Source organism: Caloranaerobacter ferrireducens (assembly GCF_001730685.1).
In the GTDB taxonomy this organism is placed as follows: Bacteria; Bacillota; Clostridia; order Tissierellales; family Thermohalobacteraceae; genus Caloranaerobacter; species Caloranaerobacter ferrireducens.
The window spans coordinates 173,499-190,289 of the sequence record NZ_MDJR01000005.1 but is presented as its reverse complement, the minus strand read 5'-3'; the positions used below and the strand labels follow the sequence as shown (position 1 = coordinate 190,289).

At 32.1% G+C, this 16,791-nt stretch carries 21 protein-coding genes; 1 reads left to right on the top strand and 20 read right to left on the bottom strand.

The features are described from left to right. Window positions 1–69: 69 nt before the first annotated feature. From mreB to spoIID, 4 genes are all read right to left on the bottom strand, one after another. Window positions 70–1,098 carry a rod shape-determining protein gene (gene mreB, locus BFN48_RS09130; RefSeq protein ID WP_069650584.1) on the bottom strand — a complete coding sequence of 343 codons (1,029 nt, stop codon included), beginning with the start codon at window positions 1,096–1,098 and terminating at the stop codon, window positions 70–72. Window positions 1,099–1,540: 442 nt separating this feature from the next. Then, a complete protein-coding gene (gene spoIIID, locus BFN48_RS09125; protein WP_054870754.1) occupies window positions 1,541–1,798 on the bottom strand; it encodes a sporulation transcriptional regulator SpoIIID in 258 nt (85 codons plus the stop codon). Between the two features lie 84 nt (window positions 1,799–1,882). Further along, on the bottom strand, window positions 1,883–2,701 hold the full coding sequence (locus tag BFN48_RS09120; protein WP_242863253.1) for a M23 family metallopeptidase: 819 nt from the start codon (window positions 2,699–2,701) through the stop codon (window positions 1,883–1,885). Between the two features lie 464 nt (window positions 2,702–3,165). Beyond that, window positions 3,166–4,149, bottom strand: coding sequence for a stage II sporulation protein D (gene spoIID / locus BFN48_RS09115; RefSeq protein WP_069650582.1), 984 nt, complete (start codon window positions 4,147–4,149; stop codon window positions 3,166–3,168). A gap of 24 nt (window positions 4,150–4,173) precedes the next feature. Between spoIID and BFN48_RS12475 the strand changes: the two genes are divergently transcribed. Beyond that, on the top strand, window positions 4,174–4,365 hold the full coding sequence (locus BFN48_RS12475) for a hypothetical protein (RefSeq protein WP_176718855.1): 192 nt from the start codon (window positions 4,174–4,176) through the stop codon (window positions 4,363–4,365). Window positions 4,366–4,644: 279 nt separating this feature from the next. Here the strand turns inward: BFN48_RS12475 and murA are convergent, their stop codons facing one another. From murA to BFN48_RS09045, 16 genes are all read right to left on the bottom strand, one after another. Beyond that, window positions 4,645–5,895 (bottom strand): UDP-N-acetylglucosamine 1-carboxyvinyltransferase, encoded by a 1,251-nt coding sequence (murA, locus tag BFN48_RS09110; protein ID WP_207644723.1) that lies wholly within the window; start codon window positions 5,893–5,895, stop codon window positions 4,645–4,647. Window positions 5,896–6,189: 294 nt separating this feature from the next. After that, window positions 6,190–7,002, bottom strand: coding sequence for a YwmB family TATA-box binding protein (locus BFN48_RS09105; protein ID WP_069650580.1), 813 nt, complete (start codon window positions 7,000–7,002; stop codon window positions 6,190–6,192). Between the two features lie 183 nt (window positions 7,003–7,185). After that, window positions 7,186–7,587: a F0F1 ATP synthase subunit epsilon gene (locus BFN48_RS09100; protein ID WP_069650579.1), complete on the bottom strand. Its 402-nt coding sequence runs from the start codon at window positions 7,585–7,587 to the stop codon at window positions 7,186–7,188. A 24-nt stretch (window positions 7,588–7,611) separates the two neighbouring features. Next, window positions 7,612–9,009, bottom strand: coding sequence for a F0F1 ATP synthase subunit beta (gene atpD / locus BFN48_RS09095; protein WP_069650578.1), 1,398 nt, complete (start codon window positions 9,007–9,009; stop codon window positions 7,612–7,614). A gap of 96 nt (window positions 9,010–9,105) precedes the next feature. After that, window positions 9,106–9,966, bottom strand: a complete 861-nt coding sequence (gene atpG, locus BFN48_RS09090) for an ATP synthase F1 subunit gamma (protein ID WP_069650577.1) — start codon at window positions 9,964–9,966, stop codon at window positions 9,106–9,108. A gap of 112 nt (window positions 9,967–10,078) precedes the next feature. Further along, the gene (gene atpA, locus BFN48_RS09085) at window positions 10,079–11,599 is read right to left on the bottom strand and encodes a F0F1 ATP synthase subunit alpha (RefSeq protein WP_069650576.1); all 1,521 of its coding nucleotides are present in this window, start codon (window positions 11,597–11,599) and stop codon (window positions 10,079–10,081) included. Continuing rightward, a complete protein-coding gene (locus BFN48_RS09080) occupies window positions 11,599–12,162 on the bottom strand; it encodes a F0F1 ATP synthase subunit delta (protein WP_069650575.1) in 564 nt (187 codons plus the stop codon). Before BFN48_RS09080 ends, atpA begins: the two co-directional genes overlap by 1 nt. Beyond that, window positions 12,150–12,662, bottom strand: coding sequence for a F0F1 ATP synthase subunit B (locus tag BFN48_RS09075; RefSeq protein ID WP_083238881.1), 513 nt, complete (start codon window positions 12,660–12,662; stop codon window positions 12,150–12,152). The genes BFN48_RS09080 and BFN48_RS09075 overlap by 13 nt, the downstream gene beginning before the upstream one ends. 211 nt (window positions 12,663–12,873) lie before the next feature. Then, on the bottom strand, window positions 12,874–13,140 hold the full coding sequence (gene atpE / locus BFN48_RS09070; protein ID WP_054870765.1) for an ATP synthase F0 subunit C: 267 nt from the start codon (window positions 13,138–13,140) through the stop codon (window positions 12,874–12,876). A 69-nt stretch (window positions 13,141–13,209) separates the two neighbouring features. Then, window positions 13,210–13,881 (bottom strand): F0F1 ATP synthase subunit A, encoded by a 672-nt coding sequence (gene atpB / locus BFN48_RS09065; protein ID WP_278287328.1) that lies wholly within the window; start codon window positions 13,879–13,881, stop codon window positions 13,210–13,212. 24 nt (window positions 13,882–13,905) lie between these two features. After that, complete coding sequence (locus BFN48_RS09060) at window positions 13,906–14,304, bottom strand: ATP synthase subunit I (RefSeq protein ID WP_069650574.1); 399 nt, start codon at window positions 14,302–14,304, stop codon at window positions 13,906–13,908. A gap of 4 nt (window positions 14,305–14,308) precedes the next feature. Then, window positions 14,309–14,521, bottom strand: a complete 213-nt coding sequence (locus BFN48_RS09055; protein ID WP_069650573.1) for an AtpZ/AtpI family protein — start codon at window positions 14,519–14,521, stop codon at window positions 14,309–14,311. A 471-nt stretch (window positions 14,522–14,992) separates the two neighbouring features. Then, complete coding sequence (locus BFN48_RS12470; RefSeq protein ID WP_176718854.1) at window positions 14,993–15,157, bottom strand: hypothetical protein; 165 nt, start codon at window positions 15,155–15,157, stop codon at window positions 14,993–14,995. 259 nt (window positions 15,158–15,416) lie between these two features. Further along, window positions 15,417–15,734 (bottom strand): hypothetical protein, encoded by a 318-nt coding sequence (locus BFN48_RS09050; RefSeq protein WP_069650572.1) that lies wholly within the window; start codon window positions 15,732–15,734, stop codon window positions 15,417–15,419. A 228-nt stretch (window positions 15,735–15,962) separates the two neighbouring features. After that, on the bottom strand, window positions 15,963–16,109 hold the full coding sequence (locus BFN48_RS12465) for a hypothetical protein (protein ID WP_176718853.1): 147 nt from the start codon (window positions 16,107–16,109) through the stop codon (window positions 15,963–15,965). Between the two features lie 267 nt (window positions 16,110–16,376). Then, the gene (locus tag BFN48_RS09045; RefSeq protein ID WP_069650571.1) at window positions 16,377–16,775 is read right to left on the bottom strand and encodes a hypothetical protein; all 399 of its coding nucleotides are present in this window, start codon (window positions 16,773–16,775) and stop codon (window positions 16,377–16,379) included. Window positions 16,776–16,791 lie beyond the last annotated feature (16 nt).

The following is a 16,791-nucleotide window of genomic DNA, read 5'->3' as shown; positions in this document are numbered from 1 at the left end:
GATTGTCGAAAAACGATAAGCGAACAGCGAATATCTAATACCCAGTACCAAGTACCTAGTACCCAACCACTAATAATACTTCCTTGTATCTTCTTCTGTAATCAATCCGTTCTCTAATATATCAATGGACTCTAAGGCTTTACCTGTTCCAATAGCTACACAGGATACAGCATCCTCAGCTACCTTCACTGGTATTCCTGTCCTCTTACTAATACGCTTGTCTAGTCCATATAATAAAGAGCCGCCGCCTGTCATTATAATACCTTTGTTACTCAAATCTGATGATAATTCTGGTGGAGTTCTCTCTAAAACTGAATGTACAGCATCTGCAATAGCAGTTACTGGCTCCTCTAAAGCTTCTAACATTTCTGTTGAAGATATTCTTATAGTTCTTGGTAAACCAGAAACTAAATTTCTACCTCTTACATCCATATATACTTCCTTTTCTCTAGGAAAAGCAGTACCGATTCTTATCTTTAAATCTTCTGCAGTACGTTCACCGATCATCATATTATGCTTCTTCCTTATGTATTTTATTATAGCTTCATCAAACTTGTCACCAGCTACTTTAATTGATTTGCTAACAACTATACCACCTAGAGATATAACTGCTATATCTGTTGTTCCACCGCCAATGTCTATTACCATATTTCCTGTTGGTTTAGATATGTCTAGTTCCGCTCCAATAGCTGCTGCAATAGGTTCTTCTATAAGATAAGTCTTTCTAGCACCAGCTTGATTGCTTGCATCTATTACTGCCTTTTTCTCAACCTCTGTTACTCCACTTGGAACGCATACTATTATCCTAGGTTTAAAAAGCATTTTACCTATAGCTTTATTGATAAAATGTTTTAGCATTTTTTGTGTGATTTCAAAATCTGATATTACACCGTCTCTTAAAGGTCTAATTGCAACAATATTGCCAGGCGTCCTACCAAGCATTCTTCTTGCTTCTTCACCTACTGCTAATACTTTATTTGTATTTTTGTCGATAGCTACCACTGACGGCTCTTTTAATACTATTCCCTTTCCTTTTATATACACCAATACATTAGCGGTGCCCAAGTCAATACCAATGTCTGTCCTGAATCCCAACATTCAACCTAACCTCACTTTCTTTTATTATCTTGTAATTTGGAGCGGACCCGTAAGCTTTATGGACTAGTTATGTAAAATATGCGGGAAAGCCTTTTAGGTCCTAAGAGTTCCGATATGTAAATTTTGAAGAGTATGTATATAAATTTTAATAGCTTGTACCTTATTAATATAAATATTAAATTAATTCAAAAATATGCTCATAATTTCCCTTTATTTACTTCTACAAAATGTATGAAATTCCTTTAACTTTTTCATTTTTCAGAAAAAAAATATTATCCTTCCAAATGGAAGGATAATATTCTCCCTCTGTATATAAATTTTCTTATAATCCATAGGAAATTATATTCCTTATTAAATTGTGGATAATTTTGAATATAATTTCCGTTTATGGATATAGGCAAAATCTTCCTTAGTTTGTTTGAATCGAAGATTTTGTTCTTGTTCATTGCCTACTAAGGGCTTGATATTTCATTTTTGTTGCTTTTCCGCCCCTAATATGCCTTTCAGCTTTATTCTTATCTAGTACTTTTTTTACTTTTCCTGCTATAAGAGGGTTTATCTTGGGAAGACGTTCTGTAACGTCTTTATGAACAGTGCTTTTACTAACACCAAATACGCTTGCTGTTTGTCTTACAGTTGCTTGTTCCTTTATTATGTACTTTGCAATTTCTATAGCTCTTTCTTCTATGTAGTCTTTCAAATATCCAACCCCCTTTGCCTACTTGTTTAGAGTCTTTTTTACATTAATATGCAGCTAGGGCACATTATAGAACTAATATGTCCCTTATTTTGTAAACTTAGGTAAATACAGCTTAGGGTCAACATTCTTCCCATTCTTTATAACCTCAAAATGAAGATGAGGTCCTTGAGCAAGCTCAAATCCTGCTCCTTTACCAACTCCGCTGATTGGGTCTCCCTGCTTTACTTTTTGCCCTATAGTTACCATTTCGTCTGTTGATAAGTTACCGTATTTAGTGACTAGCCCATTTCCATGATCTATAGTTATAACTATGCCTAGGGCGTGATCATTTTTTATTTGAGTAACAGTTCCATCTAATACTGCTTTTACTACACTTCCTTCTCTTGCTTTAATATCAATGCCATTATGTGTAGTCCACTGCTCTAGAGTTTTTGAATAAACTAGCTTATCTTCTGCATAATCCATTGATATTGTCCCAATAACAGGCATTATCATTGACTTTACTTTACTTTTAGCCTTCTTTTTAACTGTTACTTTCGAAGAACTTACAGCCTTTGTCTTTTGTTTTTCTGTAGACTTGGTCTCTTTATCTTTTGTTTCCTTAGGCTCTTTATCATTTGTTACTTCTACTACTTCTATATCTGGAATATTGATATCTTCCTCTTCATCAATTAATGAAAATTCTACATCTGAATCTGGCTCTTCGGCTAAAAGCAAGTCATCATTATTTTCTATTGTTTTATATTTATTTAAGTTGTTATTAGAAACCCAAACGGCAGTTGTCGCTACTATACAAATGCATAAGAATAAAATAAAATAAAAACCATCTTTATCTAAAAATTTTGAAATATTATTCCTAAAACTTAACCATCTATTTTCCTGATAATTGTTTTTATCTTCCAAATAGACCACCTCCACACCTAGTATTATCACCATTTATTAGTATTTAATACATGTTTTTTGATTTTTGGGATAAAATTTTAAAAAGCTATTCGCAATTCGTCGTTTGCTATTCGTCATTGGCTATCAGACAAAACAAAAAAGCGACTAAAGTCGCTTTGAGCTTTTTGATAAAATTATATTTCTTAATAGATTGAAAAAATAACACTCATAAACAAATCTTTAGAGAAAACTAAGATTCATAATTTCGAAAAATCCTAACGCACCTAATCAAGACGTCCTGTCTTGTAAGATGCTGGCTTAGCGTCCATGCTAAGCCTACGGATTTTTCTGAAATTCTTCATCAAGTTTTCTTTGCTAAAGCTTTGTAATTATTCGCTTATATTTTTTCAATCATTATAGTTTTATTTTGTCTACAGTCTGAAAGCGACCAAAGTCACTTTAATTTACTTTAACAAAAACTTTTATTAATATACCTTCTTTATTTCTACTCCTGTATAATAATGTTTTAAAATCTCTTCGAAGTTGCTTCCTTTTTTTGCCATTCCATTAGCTCCCCATTGACTCATTCCAACACCATGGCCATAACCTAAAGTTTCTATTTCGATATATCCATTTCTTTTTAATGTTATTTTGAAGTTAGTGGAGTTAAGATTAAATAAACTTCTTATTTCTCTACCCGAAACAATTTCACCGTCTATCATAAGTTTCATAACCCTGCCACTCTGACTTCTTTCTATAAGTTTAATTTTTTGCTGTAAGTTATTTTTGGTTAGATTTGCGTTTGGATACTTACTTTTTAATTTTGAAATAAATTCATCAACTGTCATTTTAACTACATCTCTCAATTTTGGTGCTCCATCTTCATAAGGGCTAGGAACACTTCTAAGATATGGAATTTTTGAAGCAAATACTGCTTCTGAGTCTTCTGTCATGCCCCCACTTGTTGAATGAAAAAGGGGTTCGATTGGCTTACCGTTATATGTAATAATTAATCCTTTTGTACTATCTACTGCTTCTTCTATCTTGGGCCAATATTCTTTCATCCAATTTTCTGAATGCAGTTTGATAAGCTCATCTTTAGAAAGCCAAGCTTGACAATGTATTCCTGTACATAATGGTGCTTCGGGATGATCTGGATGCCCATCTTTAAATTTTTCTAAATGATATATTGCATATGTTCTAGCAGCTACTGCCTGAGCTTTTAAAGCCTCCATTTCAAAAGCTGCTGGCATTTCAGCTGCAACTACTCCTTTTATATATTCATCTAATTCAAATTCTTCAACTTTTTTTGTATTGACATTATAAACTTTTATAATATTATTTTTATTTAAATCTTCTATATCTTTACCTCTATATTTTGTACCTGAAATACCACCTATTAATAATAATGCCGGAATTATGATTATTATAAATAATAAAAAAAGTAAGTATAAACCTAGTTCCCTCATAATGTCCCCCTTAGTTTATATAATTTGTTCTTAAATATAATTATGATTTATGTTGGAGAGATATGCATTCAGCAGGGAGCAGTTGCCAGGAGACAGAGGACAGGGGACAAAAATGTAAAATTAAAAATTGAAAATAGAAAATTGGTTAATAGTTTACAATTTATAGGTGTCAGAAGGCATGGAACTGAGTATAGTAGGCAATCAATTAACATCTAATATAATTAACAATGAGCAATTTACAATTTACAATGGACAAAAATTATTAACTATAATCTATCGAAAAGCGAACAGCGAACCACGAATAACCTTCATCCAGTACCTAGTACCTAATTTGTCATAAAAAAAAAGATTTCCCGGGAAATTGGAAATCTTTATGTCTTCATGTCGATTGTTATAATTAATAGTCGTCAGTCAATAGTCATTAGTTTTATTCGTCGTTCGTTATTCGTCTTTTGCTGTTCGAAAAACGAAAAGCCAACAGCGAATAACGAACCTCTACTCCCTATATATCTTCGCTCCTAGATTTGATAATTTCTGTTCTATATTTGAATATCCTCTATCTATATGGAATATATTACTTATCTCTGTTTTTCCTTCTGCTATAAGTCCAGAAAGTATTAATGCCGCTCCTGCTCTTAAATCTGTAGCTTTTACAGGAGCTCCCATCAACTTATTAGTACCTTGTATAATTGCACTTCTTCCTTCTATCTTAATATTTGCACCCATTCGCTTTAACTCGTCAACATGCATAAACCTATTTTCAAATACAGTTTCAATAATTACACTTGTACCATTAGCCACACTCATTAATGCCATAAATTGTGCCTGCATATCTGTTGGAAACCCTGGGTACGGCATTGTTTTTATATCAATAGCCTTTATAGGCTTTTTACCTATTACTCTAATTCTATCACCATCTTCAATTATTTCTACTCCTGCTTCTTTCAGTTTAGCAATAATTGATTTTATATGGTCTACCATTATATTTTCTATGATTATATCTCCTCCAGTTATAGCTGCTCCTACCATAAAAGTTCCAGCTTCAATTCTGTCAGGTATTATCTGATGTCTGCCGCCATTTAAAGTTTTTACTCCTTTTATCTTTATTGTGCTAGTACCCGCTCCTTTTACATCTCCTCCAATTTTATTTAGGAAATTTGCTAAATCTACTATTTCAGGTTCTTGTGCTGCATTTTCTATTATTGTTTCTCCTTCTGCAAGTGATGCTGCCATCATAATATTTTCCGTTGCTCCTACACTAGGGAAATCAAGATATATCTTTTCTCCTTTAAGTTTATCGGCACTAGCTTCTACATATCCATGCCCTACTTCAATTTTAGCTCCTAATGCTTTAAATCCTTTAAGATGTAAATCTATCGGTCTTGTTCCTATTGCACATCCTCCTGGCATTGAAACTCTAGCTTTACCCATTCTTGCCAATAGAGGCCCCATAACTAAAAAAGATGCTCTCATTTTTTTCATTAACTCGTATGGAGCTTCAAAATTATCTATTATTGATGCATTTATTTGCAGTTTTTCTCTAGAAACTCTTTTTACATCCGCTCCTAAAGAAGATAGAACCTCACATATTACGTCTACATCTTTTAAGTCTGGTACATCTTCTAGTATGCATTTCCCTGTTGATAATAATGAAGCTGCTATTATAGGTAAGGCTGAATTTTTTGCTCCACTTATTCTAACCGTCCCCTTTAACGGTGGACTTTTTTCTACAATGATTTTTGCCAATTTGTTTCCTCCCATACTATAGAATTTTAAATTCTAAATGTTGAATGTTAAGTTTTAAAAGTTATTAGTTTTTAGTCAACAGTCGTTAGTATTATTCGTCGTTCGTTATTCGTCATTAGCTATTCGTTAGTCATCTGTAGCGTAGAATTAATTTTTAGTAGTCAATAGTTGATAGTTAATAGTTTTTTAGTCTATCAACTATTGATTATCGACTATCAACCATAAACTAATTCTACATTTTAAATTTTCAATTTTACATTTTTAATCTAGTACCAAGTACCTAGTACCTAGTATCTAGTACCCAATTGTAATTATTGGTGTTCCTATCCAAATATAGGTTTTATCTTCGTATTCATTATATCTTAACGCTATGTTGATATTCATTTTATTGCTTCCTGTATAGATAAATTCATCTATTGCAGGTGAGTAAGCAGAAATACTGATAAGAGAATCATTAAAAAATCCTTCAACTTTTCTGCCATTTATGCTATATAGTGCTTTAGATACTTTTTTTATTTTCTCATCTTCCTTTAATTTTCCATTAAATGTCCCAATAATGCAAGTGGTAATTTCTGGTCTTGCATTGAAGCTACTGTAAACATTACTAATTTCGTCTATAGTCTTTTTTAAACCTTTTGTATATTCTTGCACTACATCAATAACTAAATCTGTCTCACTGTTGCCATCATACGGATCTTTATAAGAAGAAATTATTGCTGTAATAGTCCTTTTATATTTATCCTTCCCCCATATCGTTAATTGTATGAGATCATTTGATTGTGATATATCTTCACAGTAGTAGTTGGCTATGTTATCATTGTTGTACATTTCCTGAAAAAGGTTCTTGTCCACTTTTAGACCATCTATATTTAGTTTGTTTATGATTTTTTCGCTTAATTTTTTAAGATTATCTAAATCTAAATATGTATCATTAATTTTTGCAGTAAAATTCATATCTATCTCTAATAATTCAGCATCTGTTTCATTAAATGCTTTTATTAAAGTGTTTTCTTTAATTGAAGTATTAAAATTATCAGCCGATACATAATTTAATACAGATAGAATAATTATAAATCCTATTGATAAGGCCGTTTTTAATCTATTCATTCTTCTTCCCTCCTTCAAAAGACTGAGGAAAGAACGAATCAGGTAAAAATGTAAAGGGGGACGAAAACATTTTTACCTTATCGCCCTTTCCTCTATTAAAAGTTTTGACAGGAGAGATAGAATTTATACACTTTTCTCATATTTTTTATTGAACAAAAAATAAGACCAGGCATTCGCCTAGTCTTATTTTTTCTTAGCTACTTCTAATCTATTTAATGCTTTTCTCAATGCTATATGAGCTCTAACAATATCTACTTCACTTTTACTACTTTTAAGTCTTTGTTCTGCTCTTTTTTTAGCTTCTTCTGCTCTTTTTACATCTATTTCTTCTGGCCACTCAGCAGCATCTGTTATAACTGTTGTCTTATTCTTTGATACTTCTATATATCCTCCTGCTATGGCTGCTTCTTTAAATTCTCCGTTTTTCTTTATTCTTATCCTGCCAATTGATAAGGGTGTAACCAAAGGAGTATGATTTTTAAGTATACCTATATCTCCCTCTACCCCTCTTACGATTACCATTTCTACTTCATCTTCGAAAAACTTTCTATCTGGAGTCACTATTTCTAGGGTGAATTGTGACATTTTCTCCACCTCGCTTTTAAAGCCTTATCTCATGCTCTTAGCCTTTTCAACTGCTTCGTCTATTGTACCTACCATGTAGAAAGCTTGCTCTGGAAGGTCGTCATGCTTACCTTCTAGTATTTCTTTGAAGCCTCTTACAGTTTCTTTTATAGGTACATACTTGCCTGGCAGACCTGTAAACTGCTCTGCAACGTGGAAAGGCTGTGATAAGAATCTTTGAATTTTTCTTGCACGAGCAACTATTAATTTATCTTCTTCTGAAAGTTCATCCATACCAAGGATGGCTATTATGTCTTGTAATTCTTTATATCTTTGAAGTACCTCTTGTACCCCACGTGCTACCCTATAGTGTTCTTCTCCTATAATAGCAGGATCTAGTATCCTAGATGTTGAATCCAATGGATCAACTGCAGGATAAATACCAAGCTCTGCTATTTGACGAGAAAGAACTGTAGTAGCATCTAAGTGCGCAAATGTTGTTGCTGGTGCAGGGTCTGTTAAGTCGTCTGCTGGAACGTATACTGCCTGTACTGATGTTATAGAACCTTTTTTAGTTGATGTAATTCTTTCTTGTAATTGTCCCATCTCTGTTGCTAATGTAGGCTGATATCCAACGGCACTAGGCATACGTCCAAGTAACGCTGAAACCTCTGAACCTGCTTGTGTAAATCTGAATATATTATCTATAAATAACAATACGTCTTGACCTTCTTTATCTCTGAAATGTTCCGCCATAGTTAACCCTGTTAATCCAACACGCATTCTCGCTCCTGGTGGTTCATTCATCTGTCCGAATACTAGAGTTGTTTTATCTAAAACGCCTGACTCTTTCATTTCATAGTAAAGGTCATTACCTTCTCTTGTTCTCTCTCCAACACCTGCAAATACTGATAATCCACCGTGCTCTGTTGCTATATTGTTAATTAATTCCTGGATAAGAACTGTTTTTCCAACTCCTGCTCCTCCGAATAGACCTATCTTACCACCCTTTGCATATGGTGCTATAAGGTCTATAACCTTTATTCCTGTTTCAAATATTTCTGTTGCTGTTTCTTGCTCTTCAAAAGATGGAGCTTCTCTGTGGATAGGTTCATATTCAGTTGCGTTAACTTCTCCCTGTTCATCTATTGGTTCACCTAATACGTTAAATATTCTTCCTAATGTAGCTCTTCCTACTGGTACTGAAATAGGCTTACCTGTATCTACGGCTTCCATTCCTCTAACAAGTCCGTCTGTTGAAGACATTGCAATACATCTTACTGTATCGTTTCCTATATGCTGTGCAACTTCTGCTACTACTTTTTTTCCATTACCTTCAATAATTATAGCGTTTAATAGTTTTGGAAGGTTATCTTCACTAAATCTTATATCTACAACAGGACCAATTATCTGTACTAATTTACCTGTGTTTTTTTCAGCCATTTTTTCACATCCTTTCTTTTATCTTACCTTTTTCGTCGTTCGCTATTCGCCATTCGTTATTCGAAAAGCGAAAAGCGAGAAGCGGAAAGCGAACAACTACTTAAGCGCTTCTGCTCCACCAACAATTTCTGCTATTTCTTGAGTTATTGATGCCTGACGTGCTCTGTTATAGCTTAACTTTAAGTCTTCTATCATTTCCTGAGCATTATCTGTAGCCGATTCCATTGCATTTCTTCTTGCTGCCTGCTCACTTGCTGATGCTTCTATCATTGCTCCGTATATTACACTGTGTATATATTTTGGTATTAAATAATCTAATACTTCTTCAGGAGACGGTTCATATTCTACTAAAGTTGTCTTTTTTCTGCCTTCCTTTTCTACTACGTTTTCTGCTGGAAGAAGTTTCATTATTTTAGTTACTTGTGAAATAGTACTTTCAAATCGTGTATAGACTACATTTACTTCGTCTATTTCTTTCTTTTTATATAAATCTATAACTATGTCTCCAATTTCTCTAGCATGAGAATATTGAGGGTTTTCTGAAATATGCACAAACTCTCCTGCTAGATTATATCCCCTTCTTCTAAAAAAGTCTCTACCTTTTTGTCCTACTGCAATTATTACAGCATTTTCTTTATTTTTTATATTCTCTTCAGTCAGCTTAATTACGTTATTATTATATCCGCCACATAAACCTCTATCTGCTGTTATAACTATATAAGCTGCCTTTTTAACTTCTCTTTTTTCTAAGAAGGGATGCTTTATTCCTGAAGTTGAAGCTAATATATCATTTATACTCCTTACTATAGTGTTATAGTAAGGTCTTGTTTTTTCTAATTTTTCTCTGGTTCTCCTTAGCTTTGCCGAGGATACAAGCTCCATGGCCTTTGTAATCTGCTTTGTATTACTTACACTTCTAATTCTTCTTTTTATATCTCGCATTCCTGCTTGGGCCATGTTTTCACCTCCCGTCCCATTCGTCCTTCGTCATTCGCTGTTCGCCATTCGACATTCGTAATTCGCTACTTAAAAAGCGAGAAGTGAACAGCGAATAACCAGTATCTAATACCTAAATATTGTGCTCCTCTTTAAAATTCTTTTTAAATTCTTCTATAGCACTCTTTAGTTTCTCTTCCATTTCTTTTGATAATTCACCTGTTTCTACTATGCTCTTACCTACTTCTGGATAGTTATTATCCATGAAGTTTAAGAACTCTTTTTCAAAATCTTTTATTTTGTCTAGCGGAATATCTGTTAAGTATTTCTTAGTAACCGCATATATAATCATAACTTGATGCTCAACTTTAACTGGAGCATATTGTGGCTGCTTTAATATTTCCATTATTCTTTGACCTTGAGCAAGTCTTGCCTGAGTTTCTTTATCAAGCTCTGAACCGAACTGTGCAAATGCTGCTAGCTCTCTATATTGTGCTAATTCAAGCTTTAATGTACCTGCTACCTTCTTCATAGCCTTTATCTGTGCAGCACCACCAACACGAGATACTGAAAGTCCCGCATTTACTGCTGGTCTTTGACCTGCAAAGAATAGCTCTGACTCAAGGAATATCTGACCGTCTGTTATTGATATTACGTTTGTTGGTATATAAGCAGAAATATCTCCTGCTAGTGTTTCGATTATTGGAAGTGCTGTTATAGAACCTCCACCATATGCTTCATCTAATCTAGCTGCACGTTCTAAAAGTCTTGAATGTAAGTAGAATACGTCTCCAGGATATGCTTCACGTCCTGGTGGTCTACGAAGTAGTAGAGACATTGCACGATATGCAACAGCGTGCTTTGACAAATCGTCATATATTATAAGTACGTCTTTTCCTTGATACATAAACTCTTCTGCCATAGCACAACCAGCATATGGAGCTATATATTGAAGAGGTGCCATTTCACTAGCTGAAGCTGATACTACTATTGAATACTCCATAGCTCCTCTTGATTCTAAAATTTCAACTATTTTAGCTACAGTTGATTTCTTCTGTCCTATTGCAACGTATATACAAATAACATCTTGACCTTTTTGGTTTAATATAGTATCTATTGCAATCGCAGTCTTACCAGTCTGTCTATCTCCTATGATTAACTCCCTCTGTCCTCTACCGATTGGTATCATTGAGTCAATAGCTTTTATACCAGTTTGTAAAGGGACTGAAACGGATTTTCTCTCAATTACTCCTGGTGCTTTTGATTCGATTGGTCTGTACTTTTCAGTTTTAATTGGACCTTTTCCATCTATTGGTTGACCTAAAGCATTTACTACCCTACCTATAAGAGCTTCACCAACTGGAACCTCAACTATTCTTTCTGTTCTCTTAACTATGTCTCCTTCTTTTATATTTTCGTCTGAACCTAATAAAACGCAACCAACATTATCTTCTTCTAGGTTTAGAGCCATACCATAAACTCCACCTGGGAACTCTAAAAGCTCACCAGCCATACATTTTTCTAAACCATGTATTCTGGCAATACCGTCACCAACCTGTATAACTGTACCTACATCTACTACATCTAATTTATTTTCATATCTTTTAATCTGCTCTTTAATGATTGAACTGATTTCTTCAGGTCTTAGATTCATTAGCTACTCACCCCTATCCTAGTTACTCTTATATCTTTAAGATTCTTTTGAATTCTATCTAATTGTCCTTTTATACTTGCGTCTATTATTTTATCTTGAATTTTAACGAGTACTCCACCTATAATGCCTTCATCAACGATATTTTCAAGAACAACATTCTTACCTAACTTTTCAGATAATTTATTTTGAAGCTTTAATTTCTCTTCTTCATCCAAAGGAACTGCTGTTATAGCTTGTGCCTCGATTATGCCTTGTTTTTCGTTTGATAGTTCTATGTATTCCTCTATTATGTCCATTAAATATTTTTCTCTTCCTTTATCTATTACAATATATATTAGATTTAAAACTTGCTGAGCTACCCTACCCTTAAATACTGAATTTATAATATCCTTCTTTTCATTTTTAGATAACTTAGGATGTTCGAATATTATTTTAAATTCTTTTTCTTTATCAAATATTTCATATATTGAATTTAGCTCTTCTTTAAATTGCTGTATTTTATCCATCTCTTCAGCTACTTCAAATAGAGCCTGGGCATAAGTTTTTCCTATTAATTTTGCCATTTAGCTTCCCCTACCTCATTTATAAACTTATTTATAATCTCTTTATGAGCATTAATATCTAAGTTTTTATCTATAACTTTTGAAGCAGCTAACATAGCTATTGTAACAACTTCTTCTTTTAGCTCTTCTACTGCTTTTTCTCTTTCTCTTTCTATCTCTTTTCTAGCTTTTTCAATTATAGCTTCTGCTTCTTTCTTTGCTTCCATTATTATTTCTTCTCTTACTTCTTCACCTCTACGTCTAGCAGCCTCTATAATTTCTTGAGCTTCTTTTTTAGATGCTTCAATCTTCATTTCATATTCTCTTTTTAAATTTTGAGCTTCTTCCTTGTTTTTGTTTGCAGTTTCTAAATCACTTGCTATTTTTTCTTTTCTAGCATTTAAAAATTCAGTAACTGGCTTGAATAAGAAATGTCTTAGTATTAAGAACAGAATAATTGTTGCTGTTATCTGCATTATCAAAGAACTAAGCTCTGGAATAACTCTTACAGTCATTGACATTTATAAAGCCTCCTTTCGCTGTTGTTAGTCATTTGTCATTCGTCGTTCGCTGTTCGATATTCGAAAAGCGAATAGCGAAAAACGAATATACAATACCTAGTACCCAGTACCCAGCACCTAGTACCTATATATAAAATGGCTCTCCCATTAACTTCCAGTTTAATACAGAAACAAGAGATGGGCGAAAATACCCACCTCTTATGTAGGTATATTAAAGGGCTCCAAGTAATGGTCTTACGAATAATAATATTATAGCAATAACAAGACCATATATACCTGTTGTTTCTGCAACTGCCTGACCAAGGATCATTGTTCTTATGATATCACCTTGAGCTTCTGGTTGCCTTCCAACAGCTTCTGCAGCTTTACCTGCAGCATAACCCTGTCCTATTCCAGGACCAATACCAGCTATCATAGCTAAACCAGCACCTATAGCTGAACATCCAAGTATAAATGCTTTTGGATCTATTGTTGGCATGTAGTTCCCCTCCTTTCAAGGTTTACATACTGTGATTATATTTGACGGACACTAAGTCCGGAATTAACTTTACTCCATTGCCATTGAAATAAATACCATAGTAAGCATTACAAATATAAATGTTTGTATTACACCTGCAAAAACGTCAAAGTATGCATGGAATACAGGTGTTATAACTACTGATGCATAGCCTAATGCCCCATATATAAGCCCCATAATTATTACACCACTTAAAATATTACCAAAAAGACGGAATGATAATGATATAGGGTTTGCTATTTCTCCTATTACGTTTAATGGGAATAATAATGGCATAGGCTCGAAAAATCCTTTTATATATCCTCCTAGACCTTTAGATTTTAAGCCATAATATTGTGTTAAAACAAAAGTGATTATAGCCAAGCTAAAAGTTACATTGTAGTCTGATGTAGGAGGTTTAAATCCTAATAATCCAAATAGATTAGCTACTAATAAGTATAAAGCAAGAGTTCCTATGTAAGGAGCAAACTTTAGTTTATCAGAACCCATTGTACTTTCAACTAAAGACTGAACTCCTTCAACTAATAATTCTATTACATTAAGTAAACCTGAAGGTTTTTCATCTATTTTTGCATTTTTTATCTTTCTGTTCACATATATTGCAAAAATAGTTAATAAAATTACTATAATCCAAGTGTTAACTATAGTTTCAGGTATAAAAATTTCTTTTCCAAAAAGTGTTAAAGCTATTTCTATTTTCACTATTCCGACCTCCTTTCATGAAAATTAATTTCGCATCTTTGATGTCCTTCTCCCTTTTATAATATCATAAAATGTGTCGAATATGATAATAATTTTGACCATAAATATTCCTAATACTGTAGAATAAAAATTTATATAATCAGCTATTGCTGAAATTGTTAACACTATGCCATAAATCAAGTATCTTACCATATAGTTCCCCATAACATACGGCATTATTTTATTGTTAGACATCTTTACGGCTTTTTCTAAGGTCAAGCTCATTAATCTAAAATTAAGTACATTTATTGTTGCCCCAAAAATGATTCCATAAATACATGGCTTAGGTTTAGGAAATATTAAAAAGAATATTCCTATTATAAGTAGTGTTAATATAATTACCCTCTTTATTATTTTAGATTGTGTATTGTCATTAAGGCTCAAATAATCACTTCCCTTTAGTCGTTATCTTAAATAAACTTATGAAAGATGTAATTATTCCTAATACTGAAAAAACTCCTAAAAAAATATACCCAGTATTTAGTTTATCATCTAAAAAACTTCCTATGTATACGCCTCCTAAAATAGGCAGTGCCATAGACAAACCTATTTGTGAAACCAAGGCTAAATTTTGCAGGATTTTTGATTTATTATCCTTCATTTAACCACTCCACTTTATTATTATTTCTTGAAATATTTTTATTTATAATTTCCTATAGATTATAATAAAACTTTTGTTATCTTTTATCAAGTTGAATAAATGGATGGTAAGTTTAAAATTATAAAGATAAATTCATCAGATTAACAATAATTACATTAAATTTTTAATCGTTAAATTTTTGATAATGTTGATAAATAAAATGAGTCAAGGGACAGCTTCTTGACTCATTTATTTATTTGTTCTCTAAATTTTATTACCTGATAAATCTACTCTATATCCTTTTTTTCAAATATTCTACAATGATTAAATCAGCTTCTGTATTAACCTTAACATCATCTTAGTATTTTTAATATTCTTAAAGATATTACTATCACCTCCGAAGCTTATAATAATTCATTCTTATAGCCAATCATCTAAACTCTTCAATCCATTCTTTGCTTTTAATATCTCAAAATTATCTTTCATAAGCTTTTATGTTTTAATATCCAAATCTGAATACGCATATACATTAACAGTTTCTAAAAATAATATTAATATCAAAACAAAACTCAAAACTATATTAAATTTTTTCATTGAAATGTCTCCTTTCCTTTTCATCGTAGTTGTTAAAAGGTTTCTAAAAATTTTTTTACTCATCATCTCACTTCCTCATTATATTCTTTAATGCTTTAAAGAATAAGAAAAACAGCGTGAAAAGTTGGAATAATTTTCTAGCTTTTCACGCTAATTTTATAAAAACATTTTTCCATTTTCAATGATATTTCCCGAAAATGTCATTTTATTGTCTGAAAATACACACCATACCAAAAAACATAACTTATCTTTATTCATTCCATTACCATATATGATAATCAAGATATAATAAAATCAGCCTTTTATTGTCATGTTTAACTCATTACGTATAATATTTTCTTAATCTAATACGATAAACTATATAATCTACAATGATAATAACTACAATAAAAGCATTTACAGCATCATTTTTAATATAATATGCTGTAAAACTAAGAATAATATATAGACACCCTATTGTATAGGCATGAAAAAATAAAACTTTTAAGTAACCATCCATATCAATTATATTCCTTAAAGGATAATTTTTTTCTATATCTATTACACCATTTTTCGTAAGTACTCCCATTACTATTATTACAATCCCTAACAATAAAGAAGTTAATGGGTGTAAAATAATATCCATAATGGTATCATCCATTTATATCCCTCATTTAGTCTTATATTATTATGCTTGTTTATAAAGTTTATATGCACTTATTATTTAACTGACTAATTTGTTCTATAAACAAACTATATTGTATGTTTCCTAATATCCAAACAATACTTCTCCTGCAGTTTCATAGAAATAATCTAAATTACCGGGTGTATTTCTCAAATCATAACCATTCCATCCTTGAGTGTCATATAATTCATCAATATACTTTCCTTATTCCCCTTCAACTTTACTATATCCTGCAACATAAACAGCTTTACCAGTAAAATATTCAGACTGATATGTATCTAATCTATATACTTTATATGTATAGTCTTCAATTTTAGCATGAATTCTTCCGTTTATAGTTTTATCTAACACCCCCCCTACTATAGCTGCTCCTAATATTTTAATAAGTATTTCGACAGCTTTAGTTAATCCACCACTAAACAGACTAGCTATATCAAAAAATATACTTACTATGACACTTATTGTTACACCTGAACCAATATCATATTTTACATAATCACCATAGTAAGTCTCAACTTTTTCGTAAGCTCTAATAGTTGTTAAATACTTTTCAATATATCTTTCATCAAAATAATTATAAGATGAACCAGTTATACTATAAACATTCTTAATATTAGTTTATTCAATCTTCTGATTTGAAATATCAGAACTAGATTTTTTAAAAATCTTACTACCTTTATCATGTCTGTATTTTTTTATAAACTGATTTACATCTAACTGCTCCTTTTTCCCATTCTTATAAGTCACTATAATTTTATTAGAACCGTTTTTTCTTTCTACTTTATTAATAAATTCATTATTTGTATACTGAGTAATTACCATGTTATTATTTTTTTGTTCAATAATTAATATTGTTCTATCAGTGCCATCTGGACTTTCAAAAACTACCACTTCTTCAGCTTCAACTTTGTAATTTCTACCATTACCATCCTTGTAATAAAAAACTGCTCTATTTTGATTTGCAGCAAAAGTAATAGTTGTAATATTTAATAAAATACAAATTTGAACGCATTGCAATTACTGCCCATTGTCA